This is a genomic window from Streptomyces pyxinicus (genome assembly GCF_024753135.1).
Taxonomy (GTDB): domain Bacteria; phylum Actinomycetota; class Actinomycetes; order Streptomycetales; family Streptomycetaceae; genus Streptomyces; species Streptomyces pyxinicus.
This window is the reverse complement of the sequence record NZ_JANUGP010000011.1, coordinates 141,869-167,931: the sequence shown is the minus strand read 5'-3', so window position 1 is coordinate 167,931 and position 26,063 is coordinate 141,869. Positions and strand designations below refer to the sequence as shown.

The following is a 26,063-nucleotide window of genomic DNA, read 5'->3' as shown; positions in this document are numbered from 1 at the left end:
CCGGTGGGGGTGGCCGCCCTTCGGACTGCCCGCCTACTGGTTGTACGGACCGTAGTCGTAGTCCTCCAGCGGAACGGCCTGGCCGGAGCCGGTGCCGAACGGCGAGTAGTCGATGTCGTCGTAGCCGACGGCCGAGTACATCGCGGCCTTGGCCTCCTCGGTCGGCTCCACCCGGATGTTGCGGTAGCGGGACAGGCCCGTACCGGCCGGGATGAGCTTACCGATGATGACGTTCTCCTTGAGGCCGATGAGGCTGTCGGACTTGGCGTTGATCGCCGCGTCCGTCAGGACTCGGGTCGTCTCCTGGAAGGAGGCGGCCGACAGCCAGGACTCCGTCGCCAGCGAGGCCTTGGTGATACCCATCAGCTGCGGACGACCGGAGGCGGGGTGACCGCCCTCCTGGACCACCCGACGGTTCTCCTGCTCGAACTTCGAGCGCTCGACCAGCTCGCCGGGCAGCAGCTCGGCGTCGCCCGACTCGATGATCGTCACACGGCGCAGCATCTGCCGGATGATGATCTCGATGTGCTTGTCGTGGATCGACACACCCTGCGAGTTGTAGACCTTCTGGACCTCGCCGACCAGGTGGACCTGGACGGCACGCTGGCCCAGGATGCGCAGCACGTCGTGCGGGTTGGTGGCACCCACGGTGAGCTGCTGGCCCACCTCGACGTGCTCGCCCTCGCGGACCAGGACCTTGGCGCGCTTCGAGATCGGGAACGCCGTCTCGTCGCTGCCGTCGTCCGGGGTGACGACCAGCTTCTTGGTCTTCTCGGTCTCCTCGATCCGGACGCGGCCGGAGGCCTCGGAGATCGGGGCGACACCCTTCGGGGTACGGGCCTCGAAGAGCTCGACGACACGCGGCAGACCCTGGGTGATGTCGTCACCGGCCACACCACCGGTGTGGAAGGTACGCATCGTCAGCTGGGTGCCGGGCTCACCGATGGACTGGGCGGCGATGATGCCGACCGCCTCACCGATGTCGACCAGCTTGCCGGTGGCCAGCGAACGGCCGTAGCACATCGCGCAGGTGCCGACGTGCGACTCGCAGGTCAGGATCGAGCGGGTCTTGACCTCCTCGATGCCGTGGTGCACGAGCTGGTCGATGAGCACGTCGCCCAGGTCCACGTTGGCCGGCGCGATCACCTTGCCGTCGATGACGACGTCCTCGGCGAGCATGCGGGCGTAGACGCTGGTCTCGACGTCGTCCGCCTTGCGCAGCACACCGTCGGCGCCGCGGCTCGCGATCCGCAGCTTCAGACCGCGCTCGGTGCCGCAGTCCTCCTCGCGGATGATGACGTCCTGCGAGACGTCCACCAGACGACGGGTCAGGTAACCCGAGTCGGCGGTACGCAGGGCGGTGTCCGCCAGACCCTTACGGGCACCGTGCGTGGAGATGAAGTACTCCAGCACGGACAGGCCCTCACGGAAGGACGCCTTGATCGGACGCGGGATGGTCTCGTTCTTCGCGTTCGACACCAGACCACGCATACCGGCGATCTGCCGCATCTGCATCATGTTTCCTCGGGCACCCGAGTCAACCATCATGAAGATGGGGTTCGTCTTGGGGAAGTTCTCGTTCATCGCCTCGGCGACCTCGTTGGTCGCCTTGGTCCAGATCGCGATGAGCTCCTGCGTGCGCTCTTCCTTGGTGATCAGACCGCGCTCGTACTGCTTCTGGACCTTCTCGTCCTGCGCCTCGTACCCGCGGACGATCTCCTTCTTCGCCTCGGGGACGACGACGTCGGAGATGGCCACGGTGACACCGGAACGGGTCGCCCAGTAGAAGCCGGACGCCTTCAGGTTGTCGAGCGTCGCCGCCACGATGACCTTGGGGTAGCGCTCGGCCAGGTCGTTGACGATCTCGGAGAGCTGCTTCTTGCCCACCGAGTAGTCGACGAACGGGTAGTCCTCGGGCAGCAGCTCGTTGAAGAGCGCGCGGCCCAGGGTGGTGCGCAGGCGGAACGAGTCACCCTGCTGCCACTCGGGCTCACCCTCCTCGCGGGCCGGCGGCATCCAGCCGCGCGGCGGGATGGTGCCCACCGGGAAGCGGATGTCGATCTGCGACTGCAGCGCCAGCTCGCCGGCGTCGAACGCCATGATCGCCTCGGCCGTGGAGCCGAACGCGCGGCCCTCGCCCTTGGTGTCACGCAGCTCGCCGTCGGTGGTGAGGAAGAACAGACCGAGGACCATGTCCTGGGTCGGCATCGTCACCGGGCGGCCGTCGGCCGGCTTGAGGATGTTGTTCGAGGACAGCATCAGGATGCGGGCCTCGGCCTGCGCCTCCGCGGACAGCGGCAGGTGCACGGCCATCTGGTCACCGTCGAAGTCCGCGTTGAACGCGGTGCAGACGAGCGGGTGGATCTGGATGGCCTTGCCCTCGACCAGCTGCGGCTCGAAGGCCTGGATGCCGAGGCGGTGCAGGGTGGGCGCACGGTTCAGCAGCACCGGGTGCTCGGCGATGACCTCTTCGAGGACGTCGTACACCACGGTGCGGCCGCGCTCGACCATGCGCTTGGCCGACTTGATGTTCTGCGCGTGGTTCAGGTCGACCAGGCGCTTCATCACGAACGGCTTGAACAGCTCCAGGGCCATCGCCTTGGGCAGACCGCACTGGTGCAGCTTGAGCTGCGGGCCGACGACGATGACGGAACGCGCCGAGTAGTCGACTCGCTTGCCGAGCAGGTTCTGGCGGAAACGGCCCTGCTTGCCCTTCAGCATGTCGCTGAGGGACTTCAGCGGACGGTTGCCGGGGCCCGTGACCGGGCGGCCGCGGCGGCCGTTGTCGAAGAGGGCGTCGACCGCCTCCTGGAGCATGCGCTTCTCGTTGTTCACGATGATCTCGGGCGCGCCGAGGTCGAGAAGCCGCTTCAGGCGGTTGTTGCGGTTGATGACACGGCGGTACAGGTCGTTCAGGTCGGAGGTCGCGAAGCGGCCACCGTCCAGCTGCACCATCGGACGCAGGTCCGGCGGGATGACCGGGACGCAGTCCAGGACCATGCCCTTGGGGCTGTTGGACGTCTGCAGGAACGCGGAGACGACCTTGAGCCGCTTCAGGGCGCGGGTCTTCTTCTGGCCCTTGCCGGTGCGGATGATCTCGCGGAGGCGCTCGGCCTCCTCGTCGAGGTCGAAGGACTCCAGGCGCTTCTGCAGCGCCGCGGCACCCATCGAGCCGTCGAAGTACGTGCCGAAGCGGTCCCGCAGCTCGCGGTAGAGCAGCTCGTCGCCCTCCAGGTCCTGGACCTTGAGGTTCTTGAACCGGTTCCACACCTCGTCGAGACGGTCGATCTCGCGCTGCGCGCGGTCGCGCAGCTGCTTCATCTCGCGCTCGGCACCCTCGCGCACCTTGCGGCGCACGTCGGCCTTGGCGCCCTCGGCCTCCAGCTCGGCCAGGTCGGTCTCAAGCTTCTTGGCGCGGCCTTCGAGGTCGGCGTCGCGACGGTTCTCGATCTGCTGGCGCTCGACCGAGACGTGCGCCTCCAGGGAGGGCAGGTCGCGGGTACGGCGCTCCTCGTCGACGTACGTGATCATGTACGCCGCGAAGTAGATGACCTTCTCCAGGTCCTTCGGGGCGAGGTCCAGCAGGTAGCCCAGCCGGGACGGGACGCCCTTGAAGTACCAGATGTGGGTGACGGGGGCGGCCAGCTCGATGTGGCCCATCCGCTCACGGCGCACCTTGGCGCGCGTGACCTCGACGCCACAGCGCTCGCAGATGATGCCCTTGAAGCGGACGCGCTTGTACTTGCCGCAGTAGCACTCCCAGTCCCGGGTCGGACCGAAGATCTTCTCGCAGAAGAGCCCGTCCTTTTCCGGCTTGAGGGTGCGGTAGTTGATGGTCTCGGGCTTCTTGACCTCGCCGTGGCTCCACTGACGGATGTCGTCAGCGGTGGCCAGGCCGATCCGGAGCTCGTCGAAGAAGTTGACGTCGAGCACTATGCGTCAATCCCTCTCAGGGTCGAAAGTCTGTGGTCTGAAACGGGGGCCTGGGGGTCGGCGGGGGCCACGCGCGGTGGCGCGGCCCCTGCCGGACTCCCGTCAGACCTCTTCGACGCTGCTCGGCTCGCGCCGGGACAGGTCGATGCCGAGCTCCTCCGCAGCGCGGAAGACGTCCTCGTCGGTGTCGCGCATCTCGATGGACATACCGTCGCTGGACAGCACCTCCACGTTCAGGCAGAGCGACTGCATCTCCTTGATGAGCACCTTGAAGGACTCGGGGATGCCGGGCTCGGGGATGTTCTCGCCCTTGACGATGGCCTCGTAGACCTTCACGCGGCCGGTGACGTCGTCGGACTTGATGGTCAGCAGCTCCTGGAGGGCGTACGCGGCGCCGTAGGCCTCCAGGGCCCACACCTCCATCTCGCCGAAGCGCTGGCCGCCGAACTGCGCCTTACCACCCAGCGGCTGCTGGGTGATCATGGAGTACGGACCGGTCGAGCGGGCGTGCAGCTTGTCGTCGACCAGGTGGTGCAGCTTCAGGATGTACATGTAGCCGACCGAGATCGGGTCCGGGAACGGCTCACCGCTGCGGCCGTCGAACAGCCGCGCCTTGCCGGACGGGAGGACCAGGCGGTCGCCGTCGCGGTTCGGGATGGTGTGCTGCAGCAGACCCGCCAGCTCGTCCTCGCGGGCACCGTCGAAGACCGGGGTCGCGACGTTGGTGCGCGGGGCGACCTGGTCGGCGCCGATGGCCTGGAGGCGCTGGGCCCACTCGTCCGCGAGGCCGGAGACGTCCCAGCCGCGGCTGGCGAGCCAGCCGAGGTGGATCTCCAGGACCTGTCCCGGGTTCATTCGGGACGGCACACCCAGCGGGTTCAGGATGATGTCGACCGGGGTGCCGTCCTCCAGGAACGGCATGTCCTCGATCGGCAGGATCTTGGAGATGACACCCTTGTTGCCGTGCCGGCCGGCGAGCTTGTCACCGTCGGTGATCTTGCGCTTCTGCGCGACGTAGACGCGGACCAGCTGGTTCACGCCCGGCGGCAGCTCGTCGCCCTCCTCGCGGTCGAAGACGCGGACGCCGATGACCTTGCCGATCTCGCCGTGCGGGACCTTCAGCGAGGTGTCACGGACCTCACGGGCCTTCTCACCGAAGATGGCGCGCAGCAGGCGCTCCTCCGGGGTCAGCTCGGTCTCGCCCTTGGGCGTGACCTTGCCGACCAGGATGTCGCCGGCGACGACGTCGGCACCGATGCGGATGATGCCGCGCTCGTCGAGGTCGGCGAGGACCTCCTCGGAGACGTTCGGGATGTCCCGGGTGATCTCCTCGGGGCCGAGCTTGGTGTCACGGGCGTCGACCTCGTGCTCCTCGATGTGGATCGAGGAGAGGACGTCGTCCTGCACGAGGCGCTGCGACAGGATGATCGCGTCCTCGTAGTTGTGACCCTCCCACGGCATGAACGCCACGAGCAGGTTCTTGCCGAGGGCCATCTCGCCGTTCTGGGTGGCCGGGCCGTCGGCGAGGACCTGGCCCTCGACGAGGCGGTCGCCCTCGTTGACGATGACCTTCTGGTTGACCGAGGTGCCCTGGTTGGACCGGGAGAACTTGGCCAGGCGGTACGTGATGTACGTGCCGTCGTCGTTGGCGGTGGTGATGTAGTCCGCGGAGACCTCCTGGACCACACCGTCCTTCTCGGCCTTGACCACGTCGCCGGCGTCGGCCGCGGAGCGGTACTCCATGCCGGTGCCGACGAGCGGCGACTCGGACTTGATGAGCGGCACGGCCTGCCGCATCATGTTCGCGCCCATGAGGGCACGGTTGGCGTCGTCGTGCTCCAGGAAGGGGATCATGGCGGTCGCGACCGACACCATCTGGCGCGGCGAGACGTCCATGTAGTCCACGTCGTCCGGCGCGACGTAGTCGACCTCGCCGCCGCGGCGGCGGACCAGGACGCGGGCCTCCTCGAACCGCATGTCGTCGTTGAGCGGCGCGTTGGCCTGCGCGATGACGAAGCGGTCCTCCTCGTCGGCGGTCAGGTAGTCGACCTCGTCGGAGACCTGGCCGTCGATGACCTTGCGGTACGGCGTCTCGATGAAACCGAACGCGTTGACCCGGCCGTAGGAGGCGAGCGAGCCGATCAGACCGATGTTCGGGCCTTCGGGCGTCTCGATCGGGCACATGCGGCCGTAGTGCGAGGGGTGGACGTCACGGACCTCGAAGCCGGCCCGCTCACGGGAGAGACCACCCGGGCCGAGGGCGTTCAGACGACGCTTGTGCGTCAGCCCCGACAGCGGGTTGTTCTGGTCCATGAACTGGGACAGCTGGCTGGTGCCGAAGAACTCCTTGATGGAGGCGACGACCGGCCGGATGTTGATCAGCGTCTGCGGCGTGATCGCCTCGACGTCCTGGGTGGTCATGCGCTCGCGCACGACGCGCTCCATACGGGCGAGACCCGTACGGACCTGGTTCTGGATCAGCTCGCCGACGCTGCGGATGCGGCGGTTGCCGAAGTGGTCGATGTCGTCGGTCTCGACGATGATGTTGCGGCCCGACTCGCCGACCGTCTCGGTCTCACCGGCGTGCAGCTTCACCAGGTACTTGATGGTGGCGATGATGTCGTCGGTGGTGAGCACGCCGGCGTCCAGCGGCTCGTCCGCGCCGAGCTTCTTGTTCACCTTGTAGCGGCCGACCTTGGCGAGGTCGTAGCGCTTGGAGTTGAAGTAGAGGTTCTCCAGCAGCGTCTGCGCGGCCTCACGCGTGGGGGGCTCGCCCGGACGCAGCTTGCGGTAGATGTCGAGCAGCGCGTCGTCCTGGCCCTGGGTGTGGTCCTTCTCCAGGGTGGCGCGCATCGACTCGTACTCGCCGAACTCCTCAAGGATCTGCTCGGTGGTCCAGCCGAGCGCCTTCAGGAGGACGGTGACCGACTGCTTGCGCTTGCGGTCGATGCGCACACCGACCATGTCGCGCTTGTCGATTTCCATCTCCAGCCAGGCACCCCGGGACGGGATGATCTTGGCGGAGAAGATGTCCTTGTCGGACGTCTTGTCGATGGAGGAGTCGAAGTAGACACCGGGGGAACGGACCAGCTGCGACACCACGACACGCTCGGTGCCGTTGATGACGAAGGTGCCCTTGTTCGTCATGAGCGGGAAGTCGCCCATGAAGACCGTCTGGGACTTGATCTCACCGGTCTCGTTGTTGGTGAACTCGGCGGTGACGAAGAGCGGGGCGGCGTACGTGAAGTCGCGCTCCTTGCACTCGTCGATCGAGTTCTTCGGCGGCTCGAAGCGGTGGTCCCGGAACGTCAGCGACATCGACCCGGAGAAGTCCTCGATCGGGGAGATCTCCTCGAAGATCTCCTCCAGACCGGACTTGGTGGGGACGTCCTGACCGTTCTCCAGAGCCTCCTCGACCCGAGTCTGCCAAGCGGTGTTGCCGAGCAGCCAGTCAAAGCTCTCGGTCTGCAGCGCGAGCAGGTTCGGAACCTCAAGAGGCTCCTTGATCTTTGCAAAGGAGATGCGCAGCGGGGCGGTGCTGGCGCCGTTGTTCGTATTCGCGGTCGAGGCATTGCGCGAGGCGGCCAAGAGGGGGTCCTTCCGAGGGCTCGGACTCACTACGCGCGTGCCGGCCCCTCTCCCACACAGAGACGGAAACCCCAGGTCAGAGGAGTTTTGTCATCGGTGCTCGGGTGAGGGCAGACCCCTGGTGACGGGCAGGGGACAGCTAACAGGCAGCGCAAAGGGTCAGTGTAGCCACTTGGCACACTGATGTCCAGCTCGGGTTTTTCGCGACCCTCGTTGTGCTCACCGCTCTTGTCAACGCCCTCGGCATGCTGCCCTCAACGCACGTTGATACTGCCCTCTTCGTCGCCGATCCATGCCTCGGATTCGGATCCTTGTGACGACGCGTCCTGAGAATTGCGCGCTGCGTGCGGTTCGTCAAGGCCTCTCAGTCCAAACGAGTCCGGCCGGAGACACGACGAAGATCACCATACCCCCCGCCGTCGCGAGTGCAAGGCAACCGAGGTCGTCCTCCGAAGACGCCGAAGAGCGACCACCCGGTTGGATGATCGCTCTTCGGTGCGTCCGCGTTACAGCCCCGAGGAGCCGTTCTCAGCGCGCGTTCGAGCCCTGGGGGCCCGAGAGGTGTTACTTGACCTCGACGGAGGCGCCGGCGCCCTTGAGGGACTCGGCGGCCTTCTCCGCGGCTTCCTTGCTGACCTTCTCGAGGACCGGCTTCGGGGTGCCGTCGACGAGGTCCTTGGCCTCCTTCAGACCCAGCGAGGTCAGCTCACGCACGACCTTGATGACCTGGATCTTCTTGTCGCCGGCGCCGGTGAGGATGACGTCGAACTCGTCCTTCTCCTCCTCGGCCTCGGCGGCGGCGCCACCAGCGGCACCACCGGCGACGACGACCGGCGCGGCAGCGGCGGCGGTGACGTCGAACTTGTCCTCGAAGGCCTTCACGAACTCGGAGAGCTCGATGAGGGTCATCTCCTCGAACTGGGCAAGCAGCTCGTCCTGGGTGAGCTTCGCCATGATGGCGGTCCTTCCACTCAATCGGCAGGTGCCGGATGTACTGGATAAGGCGGGCGTACGTCGGCCCGCTGCGACCCTCGCCGCGTCAGGCGGCCAGGATCAGAAAGCGAGCCGAATTACTCGGCACCGCCCTGCTCGGCCTGCTTGGCGCGGAGCGCGTCCACGGTGCGGACGAGCTTCGACGGCAGCGCCTGGAAGACGGAGGCAGCCTGGGACTGCTTCGCCTTGAAGGCACCGGCCAGCTTGCTGAGCAGAACCTCGCGGGACTCGAGGTCCGCAAGCTTCTTGATCTCGTCGGCGGACAGCGCCTTGCCGTCAAGGACACCGCCCTTGATGACGAGATTCGGGTTGTCCTTGGCGAAGTCACGGAGACCCTTCGCCGACTCCACCGGGTCACCGGTGACGAAGGCGACAGCCGTCGGACCAGCGAAGAGCTGGTCGTCCAGCGTGATCCCGGCCTCGTTGGCCGCAATCTTGGTCAGCGTGTTCTTCACCACGGCGTACTGGGCGTTCTCACCGAGCGACCGGCGCAGCGTCTTGAGCTGCGCCACGGTGAGACCGCGGTACTCGGTCAGCACGGCGGCGTTGGAGCTGCGGAACTTGTCCGTCAGCTCGGCAACCGCGGCAGCCTTCTCGGGCGTCGCCATAGAGCCTCGGCCTCCTTCCGGGTGATTCTGACCGCGCGGACCCGAAGGAGGACTGGGCAAAACGAAACGCCCCGGCGCAGGCGCTCGGGGCGGACTCGACCGGCCGCACACGCGCTCGGCGCGTGCACTCCGGGAGTTCTTCCACTGACACCTGCGCGGGTCGCCCACTTTTCAGCGGATCCTTCGGCCACCGCGCCCTCGTACTAGCGCGCGGCAACGACCAGCGGTCTTTGGCTTCGATGGAAGAGTACGGGACCGGGGCGGCCCCGAGCAAATCGGGCCGTCCCGGTCCTTCGGGGGGAGGCAGTCAGGAGCTGATGCCGCCCGTGGTGCCCGCCACGGTGCCGCCGCCGGACTTGAGCAGATCGGTGAAGTCCCTGGTGTCGGAGGCCGGCGGCGCCTCGACTCCGACCTTGACGCCGTAGTCGCTGTAGTACGTGGTGTTGGTCATGGCGCCGTTGGCCGTGGCCGCCTTCTCGGTCTTCTTGACGAGCAGGTTCTCGTCGTCGATCCAGATGTCGACGGTGTCGGTGGTGACGCCGGCCTGGCTGAGCTGCTTCTTCAGGGCGTCCAGCTGTGCGGCGCTGAGGTTGCTGCTCCTGCCCGCGAGTCCGGCCACGTCCACCCGGCCCGAGTAGTGCGTGGTGCGGGTGCCGGAGACGGTCTCCTGGCCGACCTTCCTGACGTCGCCGGAGGCCAGCAGCATCCGCACCGCCTGGGTGGGGGTGGAGTTCTGGAGCTGGTCCTTCATGTACGCCCCGGAGGCGCCGCCGAGCTTGGCGAGGTCGTCGTAGGAGTACTTCAGCCAGTGCTTGCCGCCGGACTGCCGGGCGTAGGCGTCGCTCATGTGCGCGTAGTAGGCGTCCTGGAGATAGCGGGCCTCCATCGACGCGGAGCCGGCCTTGCGCATCGCCTCGGCCAGCTGGCCGCCCGTGTAGGTGACCGTGAGGGTGCCCTTGAGGCCGTCGCTCCAGGCGAGGGTGCCGTCGGCCTTCAGCGCCATGAGGTCGCCCAGGGTCGTGGTGGAGCGCACCTTGGCCGAATCGGCCTTGCCGGTGGACTTCTCCACGGAACGCAGCGCGGCGATGGGGCTGACGTGGATCGCGCCCCCGCCGGCCGCCTTGTCACCGCCCGAGGAGCCGCAGGCGGCCACACCCGTCAGTGCGGCGGCCACCGCGATCGACAGCCCGGTCCGGCGCACGGTCGTGTTCTTCATCCAGTCCCCCTGTTTCAAGTCCCGTCGCCCGCACCGTAGCCCAGGCCCCTGACAGTCATACGAAGATCGCATGAAGAAAGGACGGGCCCCGCACCCGAAAGGTTGCGGGACCCGTCCTTCGATACGCGTACCTGACGCGGCTACCGGAGTGAGCGGAAGGCTCAGACGGCGGCCGGGTCCTCCTCGGTGAGGAGGTTGCGGGTGCGGTTCGGGTCGACCGGGATGCCGGGGCCGATCGTGGTGGTGATGGCGGCCTTCTTGATGTACCGGCCCTTGGCGGCGGACGGCTTCAGACGGAGGATCTCCTCCAGCGCGGCGCCGTAGTTCTCCACCAGCTTGCTGTCGTCGAACGACGTCTTGCCGATGATGAAGTGCAGGTTCGAGTGCTTGTCGACGCGGAACTCGATCTTGCCGCCCTTGATCTCGGTGACGGCCTTGGCGGTGTCGGGGGTGACGGTGCCGGTCTTCGGGTTCGGCATCAGACCACGCGGGCCGAGCACGCGGCCGAGGCGGCCGACCTTGCCCATGAGGTCCGGGGTGGCGACGACGGCGTCGAAGTCCAGACGGCCCTTCGACACCTCGTCGATCAGCTCGTCGGCGCCGACGATGTCGGCGCCCGCGGCACGCGCGGCCTCGGCACGGTCACCGGTCGCGAAGACCAGGACCCGGGCGGTCTTGCCGGTGCCGTGCGGGAGGTTCACGGTGCCACGGACCATCTGGTCGGCCTTGCGCGGGTCGACACCCAGACGGAAGGCGACCTCGACGGTGCCGTCGAACTTGGACGTGGAGGTCTCCTTGGCGAGACGGACGGCCTCGAGCGGGGCGTACAGCTTCTCCCGGTCGACCTTGGCGTCCGCAGCGCGGAGAGCCTTGCTGCGCTTGCTCACAACTTGCTCCTGTGTGTTCTGAAAGGAGTCGTGGTGTACGGGCCGAGCAGGCCCTGCCACGTGCGGCCGACTGGGGCCGCATGACTGCTGGGGGAGGGTCAGCCCTCGACCGTGACGCCCATGGAACGCGCGGTGCCGGCGATGATCTTCGAGGCCGCGTCCAGGTCGTTGGCGTTGAGGTCGGGCAGCTTGGTCTGGGCGATCTCGCGGACCTGCGCCTCGGTGATCTTGGCAACCTTGGTCTTGTGCGGCTCGCCGGAGCCCTTCTCGATGCCCGCGGCCTTGAGGATCATCTTGGCGGCCGGCGGCGTCTTGGTGATGAAGGTGAAGGAACGGTCCTCGTAGACCGTGATCTCCACCGGGATGACCCAACCGCGCTGCGACTCGGTCGCGGCGTTGTAGGCCTTGCAGAACTCCATGATGTTCACGCCGTGCTGGCCCAGCGCGGGGCCGACCGGCGGGGCCGGGTTGGCGGCGCCGGCCTGGATCTGGAGCTTGATGAGCCCCGTGACCTTCTTCTTCTTGGGAGGCATGCTCTCTCCGGGTCCTTACTGAGAGGTTGATTGCCATCCGTGCCTCGGACCTGCGCCCATCGGGGCAAGATCACACAGATGGCATACCGCACCACGATAGCCGGTGCCCCCTCCAGACCGGAAATCGCCCTGGTCACCCGGTCTGCGCGGACCCCTCCGGACGCCGGTCGCGCAGCACCCGTACGGCCCCGGCGGACAGCGCGAGCAGGGTCGCGGCGCCCGGTACGGCGAGCAGCGCGGCGACGGTCCCCCGCCCGGTCTCCTCAGCGAGCGCGACCCGCCCCGGCTCCCCGGGCGCGTGCCGTACGGCCACCGTGTCGCCCTCGGCGTGGCCGTGCGCGCGCGTGCCCGGCGGCAGTTCGACGGTCAGCCGCTCCCCCGCGACCGGGAAGGTGACCCGGCACCCGCCCAGGACACAGGTCCCGGCATGGAAGGTGGCCTCGGCCGGCTCGGCGCCCCGCAGTCCGGCGCGCAGCCAGGCGGCGGGGACGAAGACGGCGTACGCCAGCAGCAGCGCGGCCCCGAGGGCGAGGAGGCGGACACGGCGAAGGCGCCCCGGACCGGTGTGTACCGGCGGGGCGCCCTCGAAGGCCGTGCTCAGTTCTTCTGGATCTGGTCGAAGGACAGCTCGACCGGGGTCTCGCGGCCGAAGATCTCCACCAGGCCCTTGACCTTCTTGGAGTCGGCGTTGATCTCGTTGATGGTCGCCTGGAGGGTGGCGAAGGGGCCGTCGGTGACGGTGACCGAGTCGCCGACCTCGAAGTCCAGCACCTGGACCTCGACCTTGCGCTGCGGGGCGGGCTTGCCCTCGGCCTCGGCGGCCTCGCGGGCGGCCTTCTCCTCGGCCTCCGGGGCGAGCATCTTGACGATCTCGTCCAGGGTCAGCGGGTACGGGTCGTAGGCGTTGCCGACGAAGCCGGTGACACCCGGGGTGTTGCGGACGACGCCCCAGGACTCGTTGGTCAGGTCCATGCGGACCAGGACGTAACCCGGCAGCTTGTTCTGCTTGATCGTCTTGCGGTCGCCGTTCTTGATCTGGACGACCTCTTCCTGCGGCACCTCGGCCTGGAAGATGTAGTCCTCGACGTTCAGCGAGACGGCGCGCTGCTCCAGGTTGGTCTTCACGCGGTTCTCGTAACCGGCGTAGGTGTGGATGACGTACCACTCGCCGGGCAGGGTGCGCAGTTCCTCGCGCAGGGCGGCGACGGGGTCGACCGGCTCGGCCGGCTCCTCCTCGGCGGCCTCGGCCGCGTCCTCGTCCTCTGCGCTCTCGTCGGCGTCGGCGCTCTCATCGGCGTCGGCGTCGGTGCTCTCGTCGTCCTCGACGTGCAGCGCGGCCTCCTCGGCCGGCTCGCCCGCCTCGGCCTCGGCAGCCTCGAACTCGTCCTGCTCGTCCGCGCCCTCGACGATGTCGAGCTCGTCGTCGGCCGTCTCGGCAGCCTGCCCGCGGGGCTCGATGGCGTCGTCGTTCAGGTTCGGGTCAGACACGATGGCTGCTTCTTCCTGGATACATAGGGGTGGAACATGCGAAAACGGGCGCCGGTACCACGGCGCCCTTCGCTCTCGGCTCAGCCGAAGACGTACTTGGCCGCGTGGTTGAGCCCATAGTCAATCACGGTCACCAGGGCGATCATGATGGCGACGAAGAAGATCACCACGGTCGTGTACGACGTCAGCTGATTGCGCGACGGCCAGACGACCTTGCGCAGCTCCGCGATGATCTGGCGGTAGAAGGTGGCCAGGCGCTTCAGCGGGCCCTTCTTGGCGCGCTTGCCGCCCTTGCGGGCCTTCTTCTCCGGCACCTCGTCCTGGGCATCAGGCGTGTCGATGGAGCCCACGGCGTCCGTCATAATCCTCACCTGATCCCGGGTCGTGGCCGTGCCGCGCCCGGTTTCTGAGCCGCACGGCGGTGCATTGCTGTACGTACATGCGCACACATCCTGGCGGTGTGTGTAGCAGGGCCGGAGGGACTTGAACCCCCAACCGCCGGTTTTGGAGACCGGTGCTCTACCAATTGAGCTACGACCCTTTGTGTGCCCCCCAACGTACCGCATCCGACCGGATGCTCGGTGTGCACCGGTCACGGCGGCTGCTGAAGGCCAACGAGGTGAGAGTGTACGTGGTCCGGGGCCCGGCGTCGAACAGAAAGAGCCCGTCCGGGGCGGCCCGGTCGAAGATCGTCCTGGCCGGGGACCGGATTCGGACCCGTGTTCACGCCTCGACCCGTTGCTGTTCAGTCTGTGAAACCCGTGTGCCGGGGGCGTTTCCGGTCTGGAACCATGGGCTCCATGAGCGCTGCAACCCCACCCACCGAGCGCCGGGTCTCCGCCCGAGTCGGCGCGATCTCCGAGTCCGCCACCCTCGCCGTGGACGCCAAGGCCAAGGCCCTGAAGGCCGCCGGGCGTCCGGTGATCGGCTTCGGCGCCGGTGAGCCCGACTTCCCGACCCCGGACTACATCGTCGAGGCGGCCGTCGAGGCCTGCAAGAACCCCAAGTACCACCGCTACACGCCGGCCGGCGGTCTGCCCGAGCTGAAGGCCGCGATCGCCGCCAAGACGCTGCGCGACTCCGGCTGGGAGCCGGACGTCTCGCAGATCCTCGTCACCAACGGCGGCAAGCAGGCCATCTACGAGGCGTTCGCCGCCATCCTCGACCCGGGCGACGAGGTCATCGTCCCGGCGCCGTACTGGACGACGTACCCGGAGTCGATCCGGCTGGCCGGCGGCGTCCCGGTGGAGGTCGTCGCCGACGAGACCACCGGCTACCGCGTCACCGTGGAGCAGCTGGAGGCCGCCCGCACGGAGAAGACGAAGGTCGTGCTCTTCGTCTCCCCCTCCAACCCGACCGGCGCGGTGTACTCCGAGGCCGAGACCGAGGCGATCGGCCGCTGGATCGCCGAGCACGGCCTGTGGGTGCTCACCGACGAGATCTACGAGCACCTGGTCTACGGCGACGCCGCCGCGGTGTCCCTGCCGGCTCTCCTGCCCGAGCTGCGCGACAAGTGCGTCGTGGTCAACGGGGTGGCGAAGACGTACGCCATGACCGGCTGGCGGGTGGGCTGGGTCATCGGCCCCAAGGACGTGGTCAAGGCGGCGACCAACCTCCAGTCGCACGCCACCTCGAACGTCTCCAACGTGGCCCAGGTGGCCGCCCTGGCCGCGGTCTCCGGTGACCTGAAGGCCGTCGCCGAGATGCGCGAGGCCTTCGACCGGCGCCGCCGGACCGTCGTACGGATGCTCAACGAGATCGACGGCGTCCTCTGCCCCGAGCCCGAGGGCGCCTTCTACGCCTACCCGTCGGTCAAGGCGCTGCTCGGCAAGGAGATCCGCGGCAAGCGCCCGCGGGACACGGTCGAGCTGGCCGCGCTGATCCTGGAGGAGGCCGAGGTCGCGGTCGTCCCGGGCGAGGCCTTCGGCACGCCGGGCTATCTGCGGCTGTCGTACGCGCTCGGTGACGAGGACCTCGTCGAGGGCGTCAGCCGGATCCAGAAGCTGCTGGCGGAGGCGCGGGACTGACGTCCTCCTCCGCCCCCGCACGGCCGCCCGCGCATGTCGTGGGCGGCCGTGTTCGTTTGTGCGAGCAAGACCACGAACGGGGAAACGGCTACCGGTCGGGCGGCCTCGTACGGCAGGATCCTGGGATGGAGCGTGTACGTGACCTCTCTGAGCTGCCGAAAGCCCATCTGCACCTGCACTTCACCGGTTCGATGCGACCGGGGACCGTCCTGGAGCTGGCCGACCAGCACGGCGTACGGCTGCCCGACGCCCTGACCGAGGCGCTGACCAGCGGTGAACCGCCCCGGCTGCGCGCCACCGACGAGCGCGGCTGGTTCCGTTTCCAGCGGCTGTACGACGCGGCGCGCTCCTGCCTGCGGGAGCCGGAGGACATCCGGCGCCTGGTCCGCGAGGCCGCCGAGGAGGACGTCAGGGACGGTTCGGGCTGGCTGGAGATCCAGGTGGACCCGACGTCGTACGCGCCCCGGCTGGGCGGCCTGATCCCGACGCTGGAGATCATCCTGGAGGCGGTGGAGACGACGTCCCGGGAGACCGGCCTCGGCATGCGGGTCCTGGTCGCCGCGAACCGCATGAAGCACCCGCTGGACGCGCGGACCCTGGCCCGGCTCGCGGTGCGGTACGCGGACCGGGGCGTGGTCGGCTTCGGGCTGTCCAACGACGAGCGGCGGGGCATGGCGCGGGACTTCGACCGGGCCTTCCACATCGCGCGCGAGGGCGGTCTGCTGTCGGCCCCGCACGGCGGCGAGCTGACCGGCGCGGCCTCGGTGCGGGACTGCCTGGACGACCTGCACGCCACCCGGATCGGGCACGGGGTGCGGGCGGCGGAGGACCCGCGGCTGCTGAAGCGGCTGGCCGACCGGCAGGTGACCTGCGAGGTCTGCCCGGCCTCCAACGTGGCGCTCGGCGTCTACGAGAAGCCCGAGGACGTCCCGCTGCGCACCCTGTTCGAGGCGGGCGTCCCGATGGCGCTCGGCGCCGACGACCCGCTGCTGTTCGGCTCCCGGCTGGCCGCCCAGTACGAGATCGCCCGCCACTCCCACGGCTTCTCGGACGCCGAACTGGCGGAACTGGCCCGCCAGTCGATCCGCGGCTCGGCCGCCCCGGAGGACGTCAGGAACCGGCTGCTGGCGGGCGTGGACGCCTGGCTGGCCGCTCCGCCGGCCTGAACCGCCCCGGCGCCTGCCCCTAGAGGTCCGCGCCGACGGTCACCGGCTCGTTGACGAGGGTGATGCCGAAGGCCTCGCGGACGCCGACGACGACCTCGCGGGCCAGGGCCAGCAGGTCCTCGGTGGTGGCGCCGCCGCGGTTGGTGAGCGCGAGGGTGTGCTTGGTGGAGATGCGGGCGGGTCCGGAGCCGTAGCCCTTGGTGAAGCCGGCCTTGTCGATCAGCCAGGCCGCGGAGGTCTTCCGGCGGCCCTCCCCCGCCGGGTGGCCGGGCGGCTCGGCGTCCGCGCCCAGCCGCTCGCGCACGCGCGCGTGGAACGCGGCGAACTCCTCCTCGGTGAGGATCGGGTTGGTGAAGAAGGAGCCCGCCGACCAGGTGTCGTGGTCCTCGGGGTCGAGGACCATGCCCTTGCCCGCGCGCAGCTTCAGCACGGTCTCCCGGGCGTCGGCCAGCGGCACCCGGTCCCCCGGCTCCACGCCGAGCGCGCGGGCCACCTCCGCGTACCTGACCGGCGCCGACATCCCGGCCGCGTCCTCCAGCTCGAAGCGCACGCGCAGCACCACATGGCGCTCGGGGTCGGCCTTGAAGCGGCTGTGCCGGTACGAGAAGTCGCAGTCCGCGTTGTCGAGGGTGACGGTCTCGCCGGTGCGCCGGTCGTAGGCGACCACCTCGGAGATGGTCGCGGAGACCTCCTGGCCGTAGGCGCCGACGTTCTGGATCGGTGTGGCGCCCGCGGAGCCGGGGATGCCGGCCAGGCACTCGATCCCGGCGAGCCCGGCCTCGACGGTACGGGCGACGGCGTCGCTCCACACCTCGCCGGCCGCCAGCTCCAGCGTCGTACCGCGCAGTTCGACACCGCGCGTGGCGATGCGCAGGGCGGTGCCGTCGAAGCCCTTGTCGCCGATGACCAGGTTCGACCCGCCGCCGACGACCAGCAGCGGGGTGCCGCTCTCGTCGGCCTCGCGGACGGCGGCGATCACCTCGGCATCGGTCGCCGCGGTGACGAGCCGGGCAGCGGGACCGCCCAGCCGGAAGGTGGTCAGCGGGGCGAGGGGGGCGTCGTGGAGTACCTGCACGGGGCCAAGCGTACGAGACGGGTCCGGCAGCGGCGGTACGCACCTGGGCGGGGGCCTGTCGCGGGACAGCGGGCGTACGGAGGAGGGCGCCCCCTTGTGGAGGACGCCCCCTGCCGGCGGTGCGCCGTCAGGCCAGGCGTACGACCGCCCGGGACATGCCCAGCACCTTCTGGCCGGCGCTCATGGCCGTGAGGTCGACGCGGACGGTGCGGTCGTCCAGCTTGGCCGCCACCTTGCCGCTCACCTCGATCAGGGCGCCCTGGTCGTCGTTCGGGACGACGACGGGCTTGGTGAAGCGGACGCCGTACTCCACGACCGCTCCCGGGTCGCCGAGCCAGTCGGTGACCACCCGGGCCGCCTCGGCCATGGTGAACATGCCGTGCGCGATGACGTCCGGCAGGCCGACCTCCTTGGCGAACTTCTCGTTCCAGTGGATCGGGTTGAAGTCGCCCGAGGCACCCGCGTAGCGCACCAGCGTGGCGCGGGTCACCGGGAAGGTCTGCGCCGGCAGCTCGGTGCCGACCTCGACGTCGTCGTACGCGATCTTGGCGGTCATCAGGTCCTCACGCCTCCTCGGCCGCGCGGGCCACGAGCTTGGTCCAGGCGGTCACGACGTGCTCGCCCGCCTCGTCGCGCACCTCACCGCGGATGTCCAGGATGTCGTTGCCCGCGAGGGACTTGATCGCCTCGATGGTGGACGTGACGGTGAGCCGGTCGCCGGCCCGCACCGGGCGGCTGTAGGCGAACTTCTGGTCGCCGTGCACCACGCGGCTGTAGTCCAGGCCGAGCTGCGGGTCCTCGACGACCTGGCCGGCGGCGCGGAAGGTGATGGAGAACACGAAGGTCGGCGGGGCGATCACATCGGAATGACCGAACGCCTTGGCGGCCTCCGGGTCCGTGTACACCGGGTTGGCCTCCCCGACCGCCTCGGCGAATTCGCGGATCTTCTCCCGGCCCACCTCGTAGGGGGCGGTGGGCGGGTAGGTCCGTCCCACGAAGGACTGGTCGAGCGCCATGGCCCGGCACCTCCTGATCTCTGCTGTGATGGCCCCAAAGTAGCCGGGCCGGGCCGACCACTCGGGCCGGCGGGCGCGGGCCGGTGAAAACGCCGTGAGGCCGCCCCCCGAAGGGGACGGCCTCACGGACGAGCCTTTTTATCGCGTTTCGCGGTGCGCGGTGTGCGCATTGCAACGCGGGCAGTGCTTCTTCATCTCCAGACGATCCGGGTTGTTACGCCGGTTCTTCTTGGTGATGTAGTTCCGCTCCTTGCACTCCACGCAGGCCAGCGTGATCTTCGGGCGGACGTCGGTGGCAGCCACGTGAGTGCTCCTAAGACGAACGGATGGACTTGTTCAACGCAAGAAAGAGTAGCCGATCGAAGGACCGACCCCGCAATCGGCTACTGTCAGTAGCGGTGACCGGACTTGAACCGGTGACACAGCGATTATGAGCCGCTTGCTCTACCGACTGAGCTACACCGCTGTGATGCGATCGGGCCCCGCCTTTCGACGGGAACCTCTCACACCAGAGCCCCAAAACGGAATCGAACCGTTGACCTTCTCCTTACCATGGAGACGCTCTGCCGACTGAGCTATTGGGGCGAGCGAGGAAGACATTACACGGTCCGCCGCCGTTCGCCCAAATCCGTATCCGTCCGCCCCGGACGCCCCCTTCCGGAGCCCTCCCCGGGGCCTCCCGAGCCCCGGCGGGCCCACGGGAAACGCCCCGACACCGGGCTCCCCCGCGCGCGGGAGCAGCGCGTGGCTCCAGGGGCGGGCCACGCCGGTACGACTATTGCGCTCCTGCACGGCCCGCGCGGCTCGCGACCCTAGGCTCGACCCGCGTGATCTTGAGGCACCGCCTCCGGTCGTCACGCACTTCCCGGCCCACGGCCCCGACCCTGGAGCGCGATGCCCGACAGCCAGCCGCAGCCCCACCCGCCGTCGGACTCCCCGGGGTCCTCCGGAGCGTCCGACCCGGGCCCCCTGCTGCTGTGCGGGGCGCGGCTCACCGACGGCCGGACCGTGGACGTACGGCTGGGCGGCGGGCGCATCGAGGCGGTGGGCACGGCCGGCAGCCTCACGCCGGGTCCGGCGCGCCCGGCCGGCACGCGCGTCGACCTCGGCGGCTACCTCCTCCTGCCGGCCCCGGTGGAACCGCACGCGCACGGCGACACCGCCCTGACCGCCGAGCGGCCGGGCCCGGTGTCGTACGCCCCCGACGACGTCCAGCGCCGGGCGACGGAGGCGGCCCTGCTGCAACTCGGGCACGGCGCGACGGCCACGCGCGCGCACGTGCGCGTGGGCGACGTCCAGGGGCTCGGCGCGCTGGGCGCGGTCCTGCACGCCCGGCGCTCGCTGCGGGGGCTCGCGGAACTGACGACGGTGGCGATGCCCCGGCTGCTGACCGGCGCGGCCGGGGCCGACGGGCTGGCGATGCTGCGCGACGCGGTGAAGATGGGCGCCTCGGTGGTCGGCGGCTGCCCGGACCTGGACCCCGATCCGACGGGCTACGTGGAAGCCGTCCTGGAGGTGGCGTCCGAACACGGCTGCCCGGTGGACCTGCACACGGACGCCGCCGACCCGGCCAGGTTGTCCCGGCTCGCGGCCATGGCGGGGGGCCTGCGCCCCGGCGTGACGATCGGACCGTGCGCCGGTCTCGCGCGCCTGCCCGCGGACGCCGCCGGCCGCGTGGCGGACCAGCTCGCGGCGGCCGGCGTCTCGGTCGTGTGCCTGCCCCAGGGCGGCTGCGGCAGCGCCGACCGGCAGGGCACGGCTCCGGTACGGCTGCTGCGCGCGGCCGGGGTGCGGGTGGCGGCCGGCAGCGGTGCCCTGCGCGACGTGGCCAACCCGGTGGGCCGCGGCGACCCGCTGGAGGCCGCCTACCTGCTGGCGTCCGCCCACGGCCTGCGCCCCGAGGACGCCTACGCCGCCGTGTCCACCGCCGCCCGCGCCGTCCTGGGCCTGCCGGACGTGCGCGTCGAGGCGGGGTTCCCGGCGGAACTCCTCGCCGTGCGCGGCGACCACCTGCCCGGCGCGCTCTCCCTCGCCTACAGCCGCATCGTGGTGCACCGCGGCCGGGTGGTGTCCCGCACCAGCGCGGTCCGCGAGTACTGCTCCTCGGCGGCAGCGGCGGAACTGGGGCTGCCCAGGCAGGGGCGGAAGGAGTTGTCGTAGCCGGGTTGTCGTGGCCGGGTTGTCGTGGCCGGCATGCGGCCTGCTCCGGTCACACCGGTCAACCCGTGCGGCGGATGCGTCTCTTCGGGCGTACGGTCGGAATCATGCGCATTGTCATCGCTGGTGGTCATGGTCAGATCGCGCTGCGGCTGGAGCGGCTGCTCTCCGCGCGCGGGGACGAGGTCGCGGGAATCATCCGGAAGGCCGAGCAGGGCGACGATCTGCGGGCGGCGGGCGCCGAACCGGTGCTGCTCGACCTGGAGTCGGCGTCGGTGGACGAGGTCGCGGCGCGTCTGGAGGGCGCGGACGCGGCGGTGTTCGCGGCCGGCGCGGGCCCGGGCAGCGGTACGGGCCGCAAGGACACGGTGGACCGGGGCGCGGCGGTGCTGTTCGCCGACGCGGCCGTGCGGGCCGGCGTACGCCGCTTCGTGATGGTGTCCTCGATGGGCGCGGACGCCGCGCACCAGGGGGACGAGGTCTTCGACGTGTACCTGCGCGCCAAGGGCGAGGCGGATGCCCACGTGTCCCGGCAGCGGGCGCTGGACTGGACGATCCTGCGCCCCGGCTCGCTGACGGACGACGCGGGCACCGGCCTGGTCCGGCTGGAGGCGCACACCGGCCGCGGCCCGGTTCCCCGGGACGACGTGGCGGCCGTGCTCGCGGAGCTGGTGGACACGTCGGCGACGGCGGGTCTGACCCTGGAGCTGGTCGGCGGTTCGACACCGGTGTCCGTCGCGGTGAAGTCGGTGGCCGGGAACTGAGGTCCGGTCACATCCGTCAGCCGGCCTGCCGCCGCGTCAGAACAGCGGCAGCTGCCCGGGGAAGTCCGGCACGGCGTACCCGTCCAACGACGGCTGTACGGCACCCAGTTGCGCCGCCTGGCGGGACCCGGTACAGGAGACCAGTTCGCCGTTCCCGCGCGCGCCGGGCGGGTCGTGGCGGGCGAAACGGCCTGCCACGACGGCGATTTCACGGCGGCAGACGGGACAGGTTCGGCGTCGGGAGGACATGCCGCCAGTCTGCCCGTACCCGGGCGCGGCCGGCACCGCCGTCACGAGCGCGTCTCCGCTTCCCACCGGTCCGGCCCCACCCCGCGCCAGTCGATGAGCGGCGAGTCCGCCACCTCCTCGGGCTCGATCTCCAGCCCGGCCCGGCGCAGGAACTCCACCAGGTCCCGCACGTCGTGCGCGAGCCCGAGGATCTCGCCGTCCACCCGCACCCGGCGCCCGCCGGTCGGGGACGGCAGGTGCACGATGATCGGTCGCTTCCCGGCCATGCCTCCAGCATCGTCCGGCCCACCGGCACCCGCACCTGGGCCGTACCACTCGTCCGACGGTTGTTTATCGCTCACGCGTTCGATTCTAGTGCGGTCGGCGGCGAAACACTGTGACCGTCCGCTCATAACCGGTGGGCTACGCTGTGCGGCTATGAATACCGGGACGGCCTCGCGCCACACATGGATCGGTGACCCGGGGCTCTTCTGAGCGCCGTACGGGCCGGTTCGTGCCCGCCGTTCAATCGAGGTTCTCGCGCTGCCGCGCGGGCTCCACCTCCGTCGTGTTGATCACAGGTTCTGCACCTCAACCACGACAGGAGGATTCATGCCCATCAAGTCTCTGCGGATTCCCACTGCGGCCGGCCAGGCCGACGCGTTCGCCGCCTTCCCCGACCACGGGGAGCGGCACCCAGGGGTGCTGATGTACGCGGACGGCTTCGGCATCCGGCCCGTGCTGCGGGAGATGGCCCGCGAGCTGGCCGGGCACGGCTACTACGTGCTCGTCCCCAACTCCTTCTACCGGCACGGCCCGGCGCCGCTGGTCGAGCTTCCCGAGTACATCGGAGAAGGGGTCCGGCCCGCGGTCTTCGCCCAGCTGATGCCCCTGATCGAGGCACACACCGCCGAGCGCGTCCTGCGCGACGCCGACGCCTACCTCAGGTTCCTCACCACCCAGCCCGAGGTCGGCGCCGGACCGGTCGCGGTGACCGGCTACTGCATAGGCGGCCTCTATGCGATGCGCACCGCCGCGGCCCACCCCGACCAGGTAGCGGCCGTTGCCGCGTTCCACGGCCCCGTGGGTGTCGATGGAGCAGATCTCTTCTCCCGACTCACCGCCCAGGTCCACCTCGGCCACGCCGAAGGCGACGTGACGCCTGAGACCCTCGGCGAGCTCAACCAGGCCCTGGATGCGGCCGGTGTCGGCTACACCTCCGAGGTCTACCCCGGCACCATCCATGGCTTCACCATGTCCGACACCGACGCTTTCAGCGCCCCCGGGCTGCAGCGCCACTGGGATCGCCTGCTCTCCCTTTTGGACCGCGCCCTGAGCAACACCTGAGGCTCCAACTCGTAAGGCAAGCCTGGAACGGAGCCGAGGCCGCAGTGGCCAACCATCTCTGAGAAGAAGGGCCAACCACCGTCGAGGACTCACCGCTCACCAACAGCCCTCCCGACGCCTCTGGCCACTCACCGCTGAAGGTCACAAGCCCCCGCCCGGTCGCCACGCGCCCTGTCAGAGACTGCCGAGCAGCAGCAGCCGCTCGGCGCTCACCGAGTCGGGGTCGGCGTGGTAGACGACGACCAGTTGGCGGGTCTGGGGGCGGGACAGCTTCTCGTAGCGCAGGTCGAGTGGGCCGACGACCGGGTGGTCGAAGCGGGTGCGGCCGGTGTCGCGGCGGCGGACCTCGCGGCGGGCCCACAGGGTGCTGAACCGGTCGCTGGCGACGGTGAGTTCGCCGATGGTCTCCAGCAGTTCCGGATCGGCGTCGTCGAGGTCCAGCATGGCGCGCAGCCCGGAGACGGCCTTGGCGGTCATGTCGTCCCACTGCGGGTACAGGCTGCGCATCTCGGGTTCGAGGAAGGCGGCGCGCAGCGGGTTGTGGCCCACGGCGAAGAAGGGGCACAGCAGCGTCGCGAGCCGGTTGGCGGCGACGACGCGTCCGCCGGGCCCCTGGGCGTAGGCGGGCGTCGCCGGCCAGCTGTCCAGGAGGGGCTGGAGGTCGCCCTGGTCGCCCCGCGCGCGTGCCCGCCGTCTGCGGGCGGGCGGCGCGGGGTGGGCGAGGCGGTGCAGATAGGCGACCGCGTCCTCGTCGAGCTGGAGCGCGGCGGCGATCCCGGCGAGGATCTGGTCGGAGGGGTTGAGATTGCGGCCCTGCTCCAGCCGCAGGTAGTACTCGGGGCTGATGCCGGCGAGCTGGGCCACCTCCTCCCGGCGCAGCCCGGGCACCCGCCGCCGCTCGCCCACGGGCAGCCCCGCCTGCTCGGGACTGATCCGCGCGCGCCGGGCTCGCAGGAACTCCCCCAGGGTGTCGGTCATGTCGTACGCCACGCGTCCGACGCTAGTCGCCAAGACCACCGAGGACACCGAGGCGGATCAGACTCTCCGCGCTGGCGGTGACCGCGTCCTCGTTCGAGCGCGGGGACCAGCCCAGTTCCTCGCGCGCCTTGGCGTTGGAGGCCCGGCGTACGACGCCCAGTTGGGGCACGGCCGCCCGCAGCGCAGGATCGAAGCGGGCCAGCAGGCGCAGCAGCCGGGGCGGCGCCGTGAAGCGGGGAGCCCTCGCCGCGCTCTCGCCCAGCCGGGCTCGCAGGGTACGGGCGATCCCGGGGAAGGAGATCGGCTCGCCGGCGAGCGCCAGGTACCGCTGCCCGGCCGCCCGGGGCGCGGCCATGGCCCGCAGGTGCAGGTCGGCCACGTCCCGCACGTCGACGGTGTTGGTCCATACGGGCGGCGCGGCGCGCATCCGGCCGGTCAGCATCGCGCGGACGATGTCGACGGACGCGGCGTAGTCCGGCCCGAGGACGGGTCCGAAGATGCCGACGGGGTTCACCACGGTCAGCTCCATGCCGCCGCCCTCGGCCGCGACGAAGTCCCAGGCGGCCCGTTCGGCGATCGCCTTGGACTTGACGTACGCGCTCACCCCGGGGCCCGCGGTGTCCGTCCAGTCCGCCTCGGTGAAGACGCGCGAGGTGTCGCCGTGTCCGTATCCCACCGCCGCGAAGGAGGAGGTCAGCACCGTGCGCCGGACGCCGGCGTCCCGGGCGGCGCGCAGGACGCGTAGCGCCCCGTCGCGGGCCGGGACGATCACCTCGTCCTCGTCGTCCGGCTGCGCGCCGGGGAACGGCGAGGCCATGTGCAGCACGTGGTCGGCGCCGGCGACGGCCCGGTCCCAGCCGCGGTCGGAGGTCAGATCCGCCTCCACCCAGGAGACGCGGTCCGCGTCCGGGGCCCCGGCCACGGCGAGCATCCGCTCGACGTCGGCCCGCCGCGCCGCCGCGCGCAGCGTGGTGGTGACGGTGTGTCCGGCGGACAGCAGCCGGGCGATCGTGTGGGACGCCAGGAAGCCGGTCCCACCGGTGACGAGTACGTGTGCCATGCCTCCAGACTCACCGGACGGCCTACCCGGTTCCAGGCCCCCCGGACACCAGTACCGCGAGGGACAGCCTGACGTCCGTCCCCCCGGCACGCACGACGACAAGGGCCCGTGATCCGCTTTCACGGATCACGGGCCCTTGTTTCCCGTGTGGCGGCGCCAGGATTCGAACCTGGGAAGGCTGAGCCGGCAGATTTACAGTCTGCTCCCTTTGGCCGCTCGGGCACACCGCCGGGGTCGCTGCCCGTCGAACTCCGCTCGCGGCGGTGTTCCCCGGCAACGACGTAAACAATACCCGATGCGCGGGGGTGCTCCGCCACCCGATTGATCTCCGCCCGTGGGCTCGCGGGGTGGCTAGGCTGGTGCGGATGCGGCCCGGCTGGACGCCGGGTCCGGCGGCCCCGCCGCACGCCGGCACGCACCCGAACAGCACCCCGATACAAGGAGCCACAGGACATGGCCGACTCCAGTTTCGACATCGTCTCGAAGGTCGAGCGGCAGGAGGTCGACAACGCCCTCAACCAGGCCGCCAAGGAGATCTCGCAGCGCTACGACTTCAAGGGCGTGGGCGCCTCGATCTCGTGGTCCGGGGAGAAGATCCTCATGGAGGCGAACTCCGAGGACCGGGTCAACGCCGTCCTCGACGTCTTCCAGTCCAAGCTGGTCAAGCGCGGTATCTCGCTGAAGGCGCTCGACGCGGGCGAGCCCCAGCTCTCCGGCAAGGAGTACAAGATCTTCGCGTCGATCGAGGAGGGCATCTCCCAGGACAACGCGAAGAAGGTGGCGAAGATCATCCGCGACGAGGGCCCCAAGGGCGTGAAGGCCCAGGTCCAGGGCGAGGAGCTGCGCGTCAGCTCCAAGAGCCGCGACGACCTGCAGACCATCATCGCCCTGCTCAAGGGCAAGGACTTCGACTTCGCGCTGCAGTTCGTCAACTACCGGTAGAGCGACCTCGACGTACGGAAAGGGTGGGCTCCCCCCGAGCGGGTGCCCACCCTTCCG

Annotated in this window: 24 protein-coding genes and 4 tRNA genes; 6 read left to right on the top strand and 22 right to left on the bottom strand. The window is 69.9% G+C overall.

The features are described from left to right. Window positions 1–33 precede the first annotated feature (33 nt). From NX794_RS17270 to NX794_RS17220, 11 genes are all read right to left on the bottom strand, one after another. The gene (locus NX794_RS17270; RefSeq protein ID WP_258779448.1) at window positions 34–3,933 is read right to left on the bottom strand and encodes a DNA-directed RNA polymerase subunit beta'; all 3,900 of its coding nucleotides are present in this window, start codon (window positions 3,931–3,933) and stop codon (window positions 34–36) included. Window positions 3,934–4,035: 102 nt separating this feature from the next. Next, window positions 4,036–7,521, bottom strand: coding sequence for a DNA-directed RNA polymerase subunit beta (gene rpoB / locus NX794_RS17265; protein WP_258779447.1), 3,486 nt, complete (start codon window positions 7,519–7,521; stop codon window positions 4,036–4,038). A gap of 564 nt (window positions 7,522–8,085) precedes the next feature. Next, the gene (gene rplL / locus NX794_RS17260) at window positions 8,086–8,475 is read right to left on the bottom strand and encodes a 50S ribosomal protein L7/L12 (RefSeq protein ID WP_258779446.1); all 390 of its coding nucleotides are present in this window, start codon (window positions 8,473–8,475) and stop codon (window positions 8,086–8,088) included. A 116-nt stretch (window positions 8,476–8,591) separates the two neighbouring features. Next, complete coding sequence (rplJ, locus tag NX794_RS17255) at window positions 8,592–9,122, bottom strand: 50S ribosomal protein L10 (RefSeq protein WP_258779445.1); 531 nt, start codon at window positions 9,120–9,122, stop codon at window positions 8,592–8,594. 307 nt (window positions 9,123–9,429) lie between these two features. Next, the gene (locus NX794_RS17250) at window positions 9,430–10,338 is read right to left on the bottom strand and encodes an SCO4651 family lipoprotein (protein WP_258779444.1); all 909 of its coding nucleotides are present in this window, start codon (window positions 10,336–10,338) and stop codon (window positions 9,430–9,432) included. 161 nt (window positions 10,339–10,499) lie between these two features. Further along, window positions 10,500–11,225 (bottom strand): 50S ribosomal protein L1, encoded by a 726-nt coding sequence (rplA, locus tag NX794_RS17245; RefSeq protein WP_258779443.1) that lies wholly within the window; start codon window positions 11,223–11,225, stop codon window positions 10,500–10,502. A 98-nt stretch (window positions 11,226–11,323) separates the two neighbouring features. Next, window positions 11,324–11,758 carry a 50S ribosomal protein L11 gene (gene rplK, locus NX794_RS17240; RefSeq protein WP_055622551.1) on the bottom strand — a complete coding sequence of 145 codons (435 nt, stop codon included), beginning with the start codon at window positions 11,756–11,758 and terminating at the stop codon, window positions 11,324–11,326. 133 nt (window positions 11,759–11,891) lie between these two features. After that, window positions 11,892–12,071, bottom strand: a complete 180-nt coding sequence (locus NX794_RS17235) for a hypothetical protein (protein ID WP_258779442.1) — start codon at window positions 12,069–12,071, stop codon at window positions 11,892–11,894. A 284-nt stretch (window positions 12,072–12,355) separates the two neighbouring features. Further along, the gene (gene nusG / locus NX794_RS17230) at window positions 12,356–13,246 is read right to left on the bottom strand and encodes a transcription termination/antitermination protein NusG (RefSeq protein ID WP_258779441.1); all 891 of its coding nucleotides are present in this window, start codon (window positions 13,244–13,246) and stop codon (window positions 12,356–12,358) included. Between the two features lie 80 nt (window positions 13,247–13,326). Beyond that, on the bottom strand, window positions 13,327–13,608 hold the full coding sequence (gene secE / locus NX794_RS17225; RefSeq protein ID WP_258779440.1) for a preprotein translocase subunit SecE: 282 nt from the start codon (window positions 13,606–13,608) through the stop codon (window positions 13,327–13,329). Between the two features lie 106 nt (window positions 13,609–13,714). Then, window positions 13,715–13,787 (bottom strand) — tRNA-Trp (locus NX794_RS17220). A 259-nt stretch (window positions 13,788–14,046) separates the two neighbouring features. Here NX794_RS17220 and NX794_RS17215 point away from each other — a divergent pair. Both NX794_RS17215 and NX794_RS17210 read left to right on the top strand, forming a co-directional pair. Continuing rightward, window positions 14,047–15,273, top strand: a complete 1,227-nt coding sequence (locus NX794_RS17215) for a pyridoxal phosphate-dependent aminotransferase (RefSeq protein ID WP_258779439.1) — start codon at window positions 14,047–14,049, stop codon at window positions 15,271–15,273. 125 nt (window positions 15,274–15,398) lie between these two features. After that, complete coding sequence (locus NX794_RS17210; protein WP_258779438.1) at window positions 15,399–16,439, top strand: adenosine deaminase; 1,041 nt, start codon at window positions 15,399–15,401, stop codon at window positions 16,437–16,439. 19 nt (window positions 16,440–16,458) lie between these two features. Here the strand turns inward: NX794_RS17210 and NX794_RS17205 are convergent, their stop codons facing one another. From NX794_RS17205 to NX794_RS17180, 6 genes are all read right to left on the bottom strand, one after another. Next, window positions 16,459–17,514, bottom strand: a complete 1,056-nt coding sequence (locus NX794_RS17205) for a UDP-N-acetylmuramate dehydrogenase (protein WP_258779437.1) — start codon at window positions 17,512–17,514, stop codon at window positions 16,459–16,461. 127 nt (window positions 17,515–17,641) lie between these two features. Beyond that, complete coding sequence (locus tag NX794_RS17200) at window positions 17,642–18,070, bottom strand: MaoC family dehydratase (protein ID WP_258779436.1); 429 nt, start codon at window positions 18,068–18,070, stop codon at window positions 17,642–17,644. A gap of 7 nt (window positions 18,071–18,077) precedes the next feature. Beyond that, entirely contained in the window at window positions 18,078–18,530 is a 453-nt protein-coding gene (locus NX794_RS17195; protein ID WP_258779435.1) for a MaoC family dehydratase N-terminal domain-containing protein, read from the bottom strand. A 138-nt stretch (window positions 18,531–18,668) separates the two neighbouring features. Continuing rightward, entirely contained in the window at window positions 18,669–18,833 is a 165-nt protein-coding gene (gene rpmG / locus NX794_RS17190) for a 50S ribosomal protein L33 (protein WP_003948671.1), read from the bottom strand. A gap of 90 nt (window positions 18,834–18,923) precedes the next feature. Beyond that, window positions 18,924–18,996: transfer RNA gene (locus tag NX794_RS17185), tRNA-Met, on the bottom strand. Window positions 18,997–19,042: 46 nt separating this feature from the next. Next, window positions 19,043–19,115 (bottom strand) — tRNA-Thr (locus NX794_RS17180). A 309-nt stretch (window positions 19,116–19,424) separates the two neighbouring features. On the opposite strand from NX794_RS17180, the gene NX794_RS17175 reads away from it, so the two are divergent. After that, the gene (locus NX794_RS17175) at window positions 19,425–20,690 is read left to right on the top strand and encodes an amidohydrolase family protein (protein ID WP_258779434.1); all 1,266 of its coding nucleotides are present in this window, start codon (window positions 19,425–19,427) and stop codon (window positions 20,688–20,690) included. 104 nt (window positions 20,691–20,794) lie between these two features. Beyond that, a complete protein-coding gene (locus tag NX794_RS17170; RefSeq protein ID WP_258779433.1) occupies window positions 20,795–21,451 on the top strand; it encodes an SDR family oxidoreductase in 657 nt (218 codons plus the stop codon). 36 nt (window positions 21,452–21,487) lie between these two features. Here NX794_RS17170 and NX794_RS17165 read toward each other — a convergent pair whose 3' ends face one another. Both NX794_RS17165 and NX794_RS17160 read right to left on the bottom strand, forming a co-directional pair. Next, window positions 21,488–21,700, bottom strand: coding sequence for a hypothetical protein (locus NX794_RS17165; RefSeq protein WP_258779432.1), 213 nt, complete (start codon window positions 21,698–21,700; stop codon window positions 21,488–21,490). A 41-nt stretch (window positions 21,701–21,741) separates the two neighbouring features. Further along, the gene (locus NX794_RS17160) at window positions 21,742–21,966 is read right to left on the bottom strand and encodes a hypothetical protein (protein ID WP_258779431.1); all 225 of its coding nucleotides are present in this window, start codon (window positions 21,964–21,966) and stop codon (window positions 21,742–21,744) included. Window positions 21,967–22,291: 325 nt separating this feature from the next. On the opposite strand from NX794_RS17160, the gene NX794_RS17155 reads away from it, so the two are divergent. Further along, window positions 22,292–23,026 (top strand): dienelactone hydrolase family protein, encoded by a 735-nt coding sequence (locus tag NX794_RS17155; RefSeq protein WP_258779430.1) that lies wholly within the window; start codon window positions 22,292–22,294, stop codon window positions 23,024–23,026. A 174-nt stretch (window positions 23,027–23,200) separates the two neighbouring features. On the opposite strand, the gene NX794_RS17150 is transcribed toward NX794_RS17155, so the two are convergent. From NX794_RS17150 to NX794_RS17140, 3 genes are all read right to left on the bottom strand, one after another. Next, window positions 23,201–24,016: a helix-turn-helix domain-containing protein gene (locus NX794_RS17150; RefSeq protein WP_258779429.1), complete on the bottom strand. Its 816-nt coding sequence runs from the start codon at window positions 24,014–24,016 to the stop codon at window positions 23,201–23,203. A gap of 10 nt (window positions 24,017–24,026) precedes the next feature. Next, window positions 24,027–25,064: an SDR family oxidoreductase gene (locus NX794_RS17145; protein WP_258779428.1), complete on the bottom strand. Its 1,038-nt coding sequence runs from the start codon at window positions 25,062–25,064 to the stop codon at window positions 24,027–24,029. A gap of 148 nt (window positions 25,065–25,212) precedes the next feature. After that, window positions 25,213–25,294, bottom strand: a tRNA-Tyr gene (locus NX794_RS17140). A gap of 223 nt (window positions 25,295–25,517) precedes the next feature. On the opposite strand from NX794_RS17140, the gene NX794_RS17135 reads away from it, so the two are divergent. Beyond that, window positions 25,518–26,006 (top strand): YajQ family cyclic di-GMP-binding protein, encoded by a 489-nt coding sequence (locus tag NX794_RS17135; RefSeq protein ID WP_258779427.1) that lies wholly within the window; start codon window positions 25,518–25,520, stop codon window positions 26,004–26,006. The last annotated feature ends 57 nt before the right edge of the window (window positions 26,007–26,063 follow it).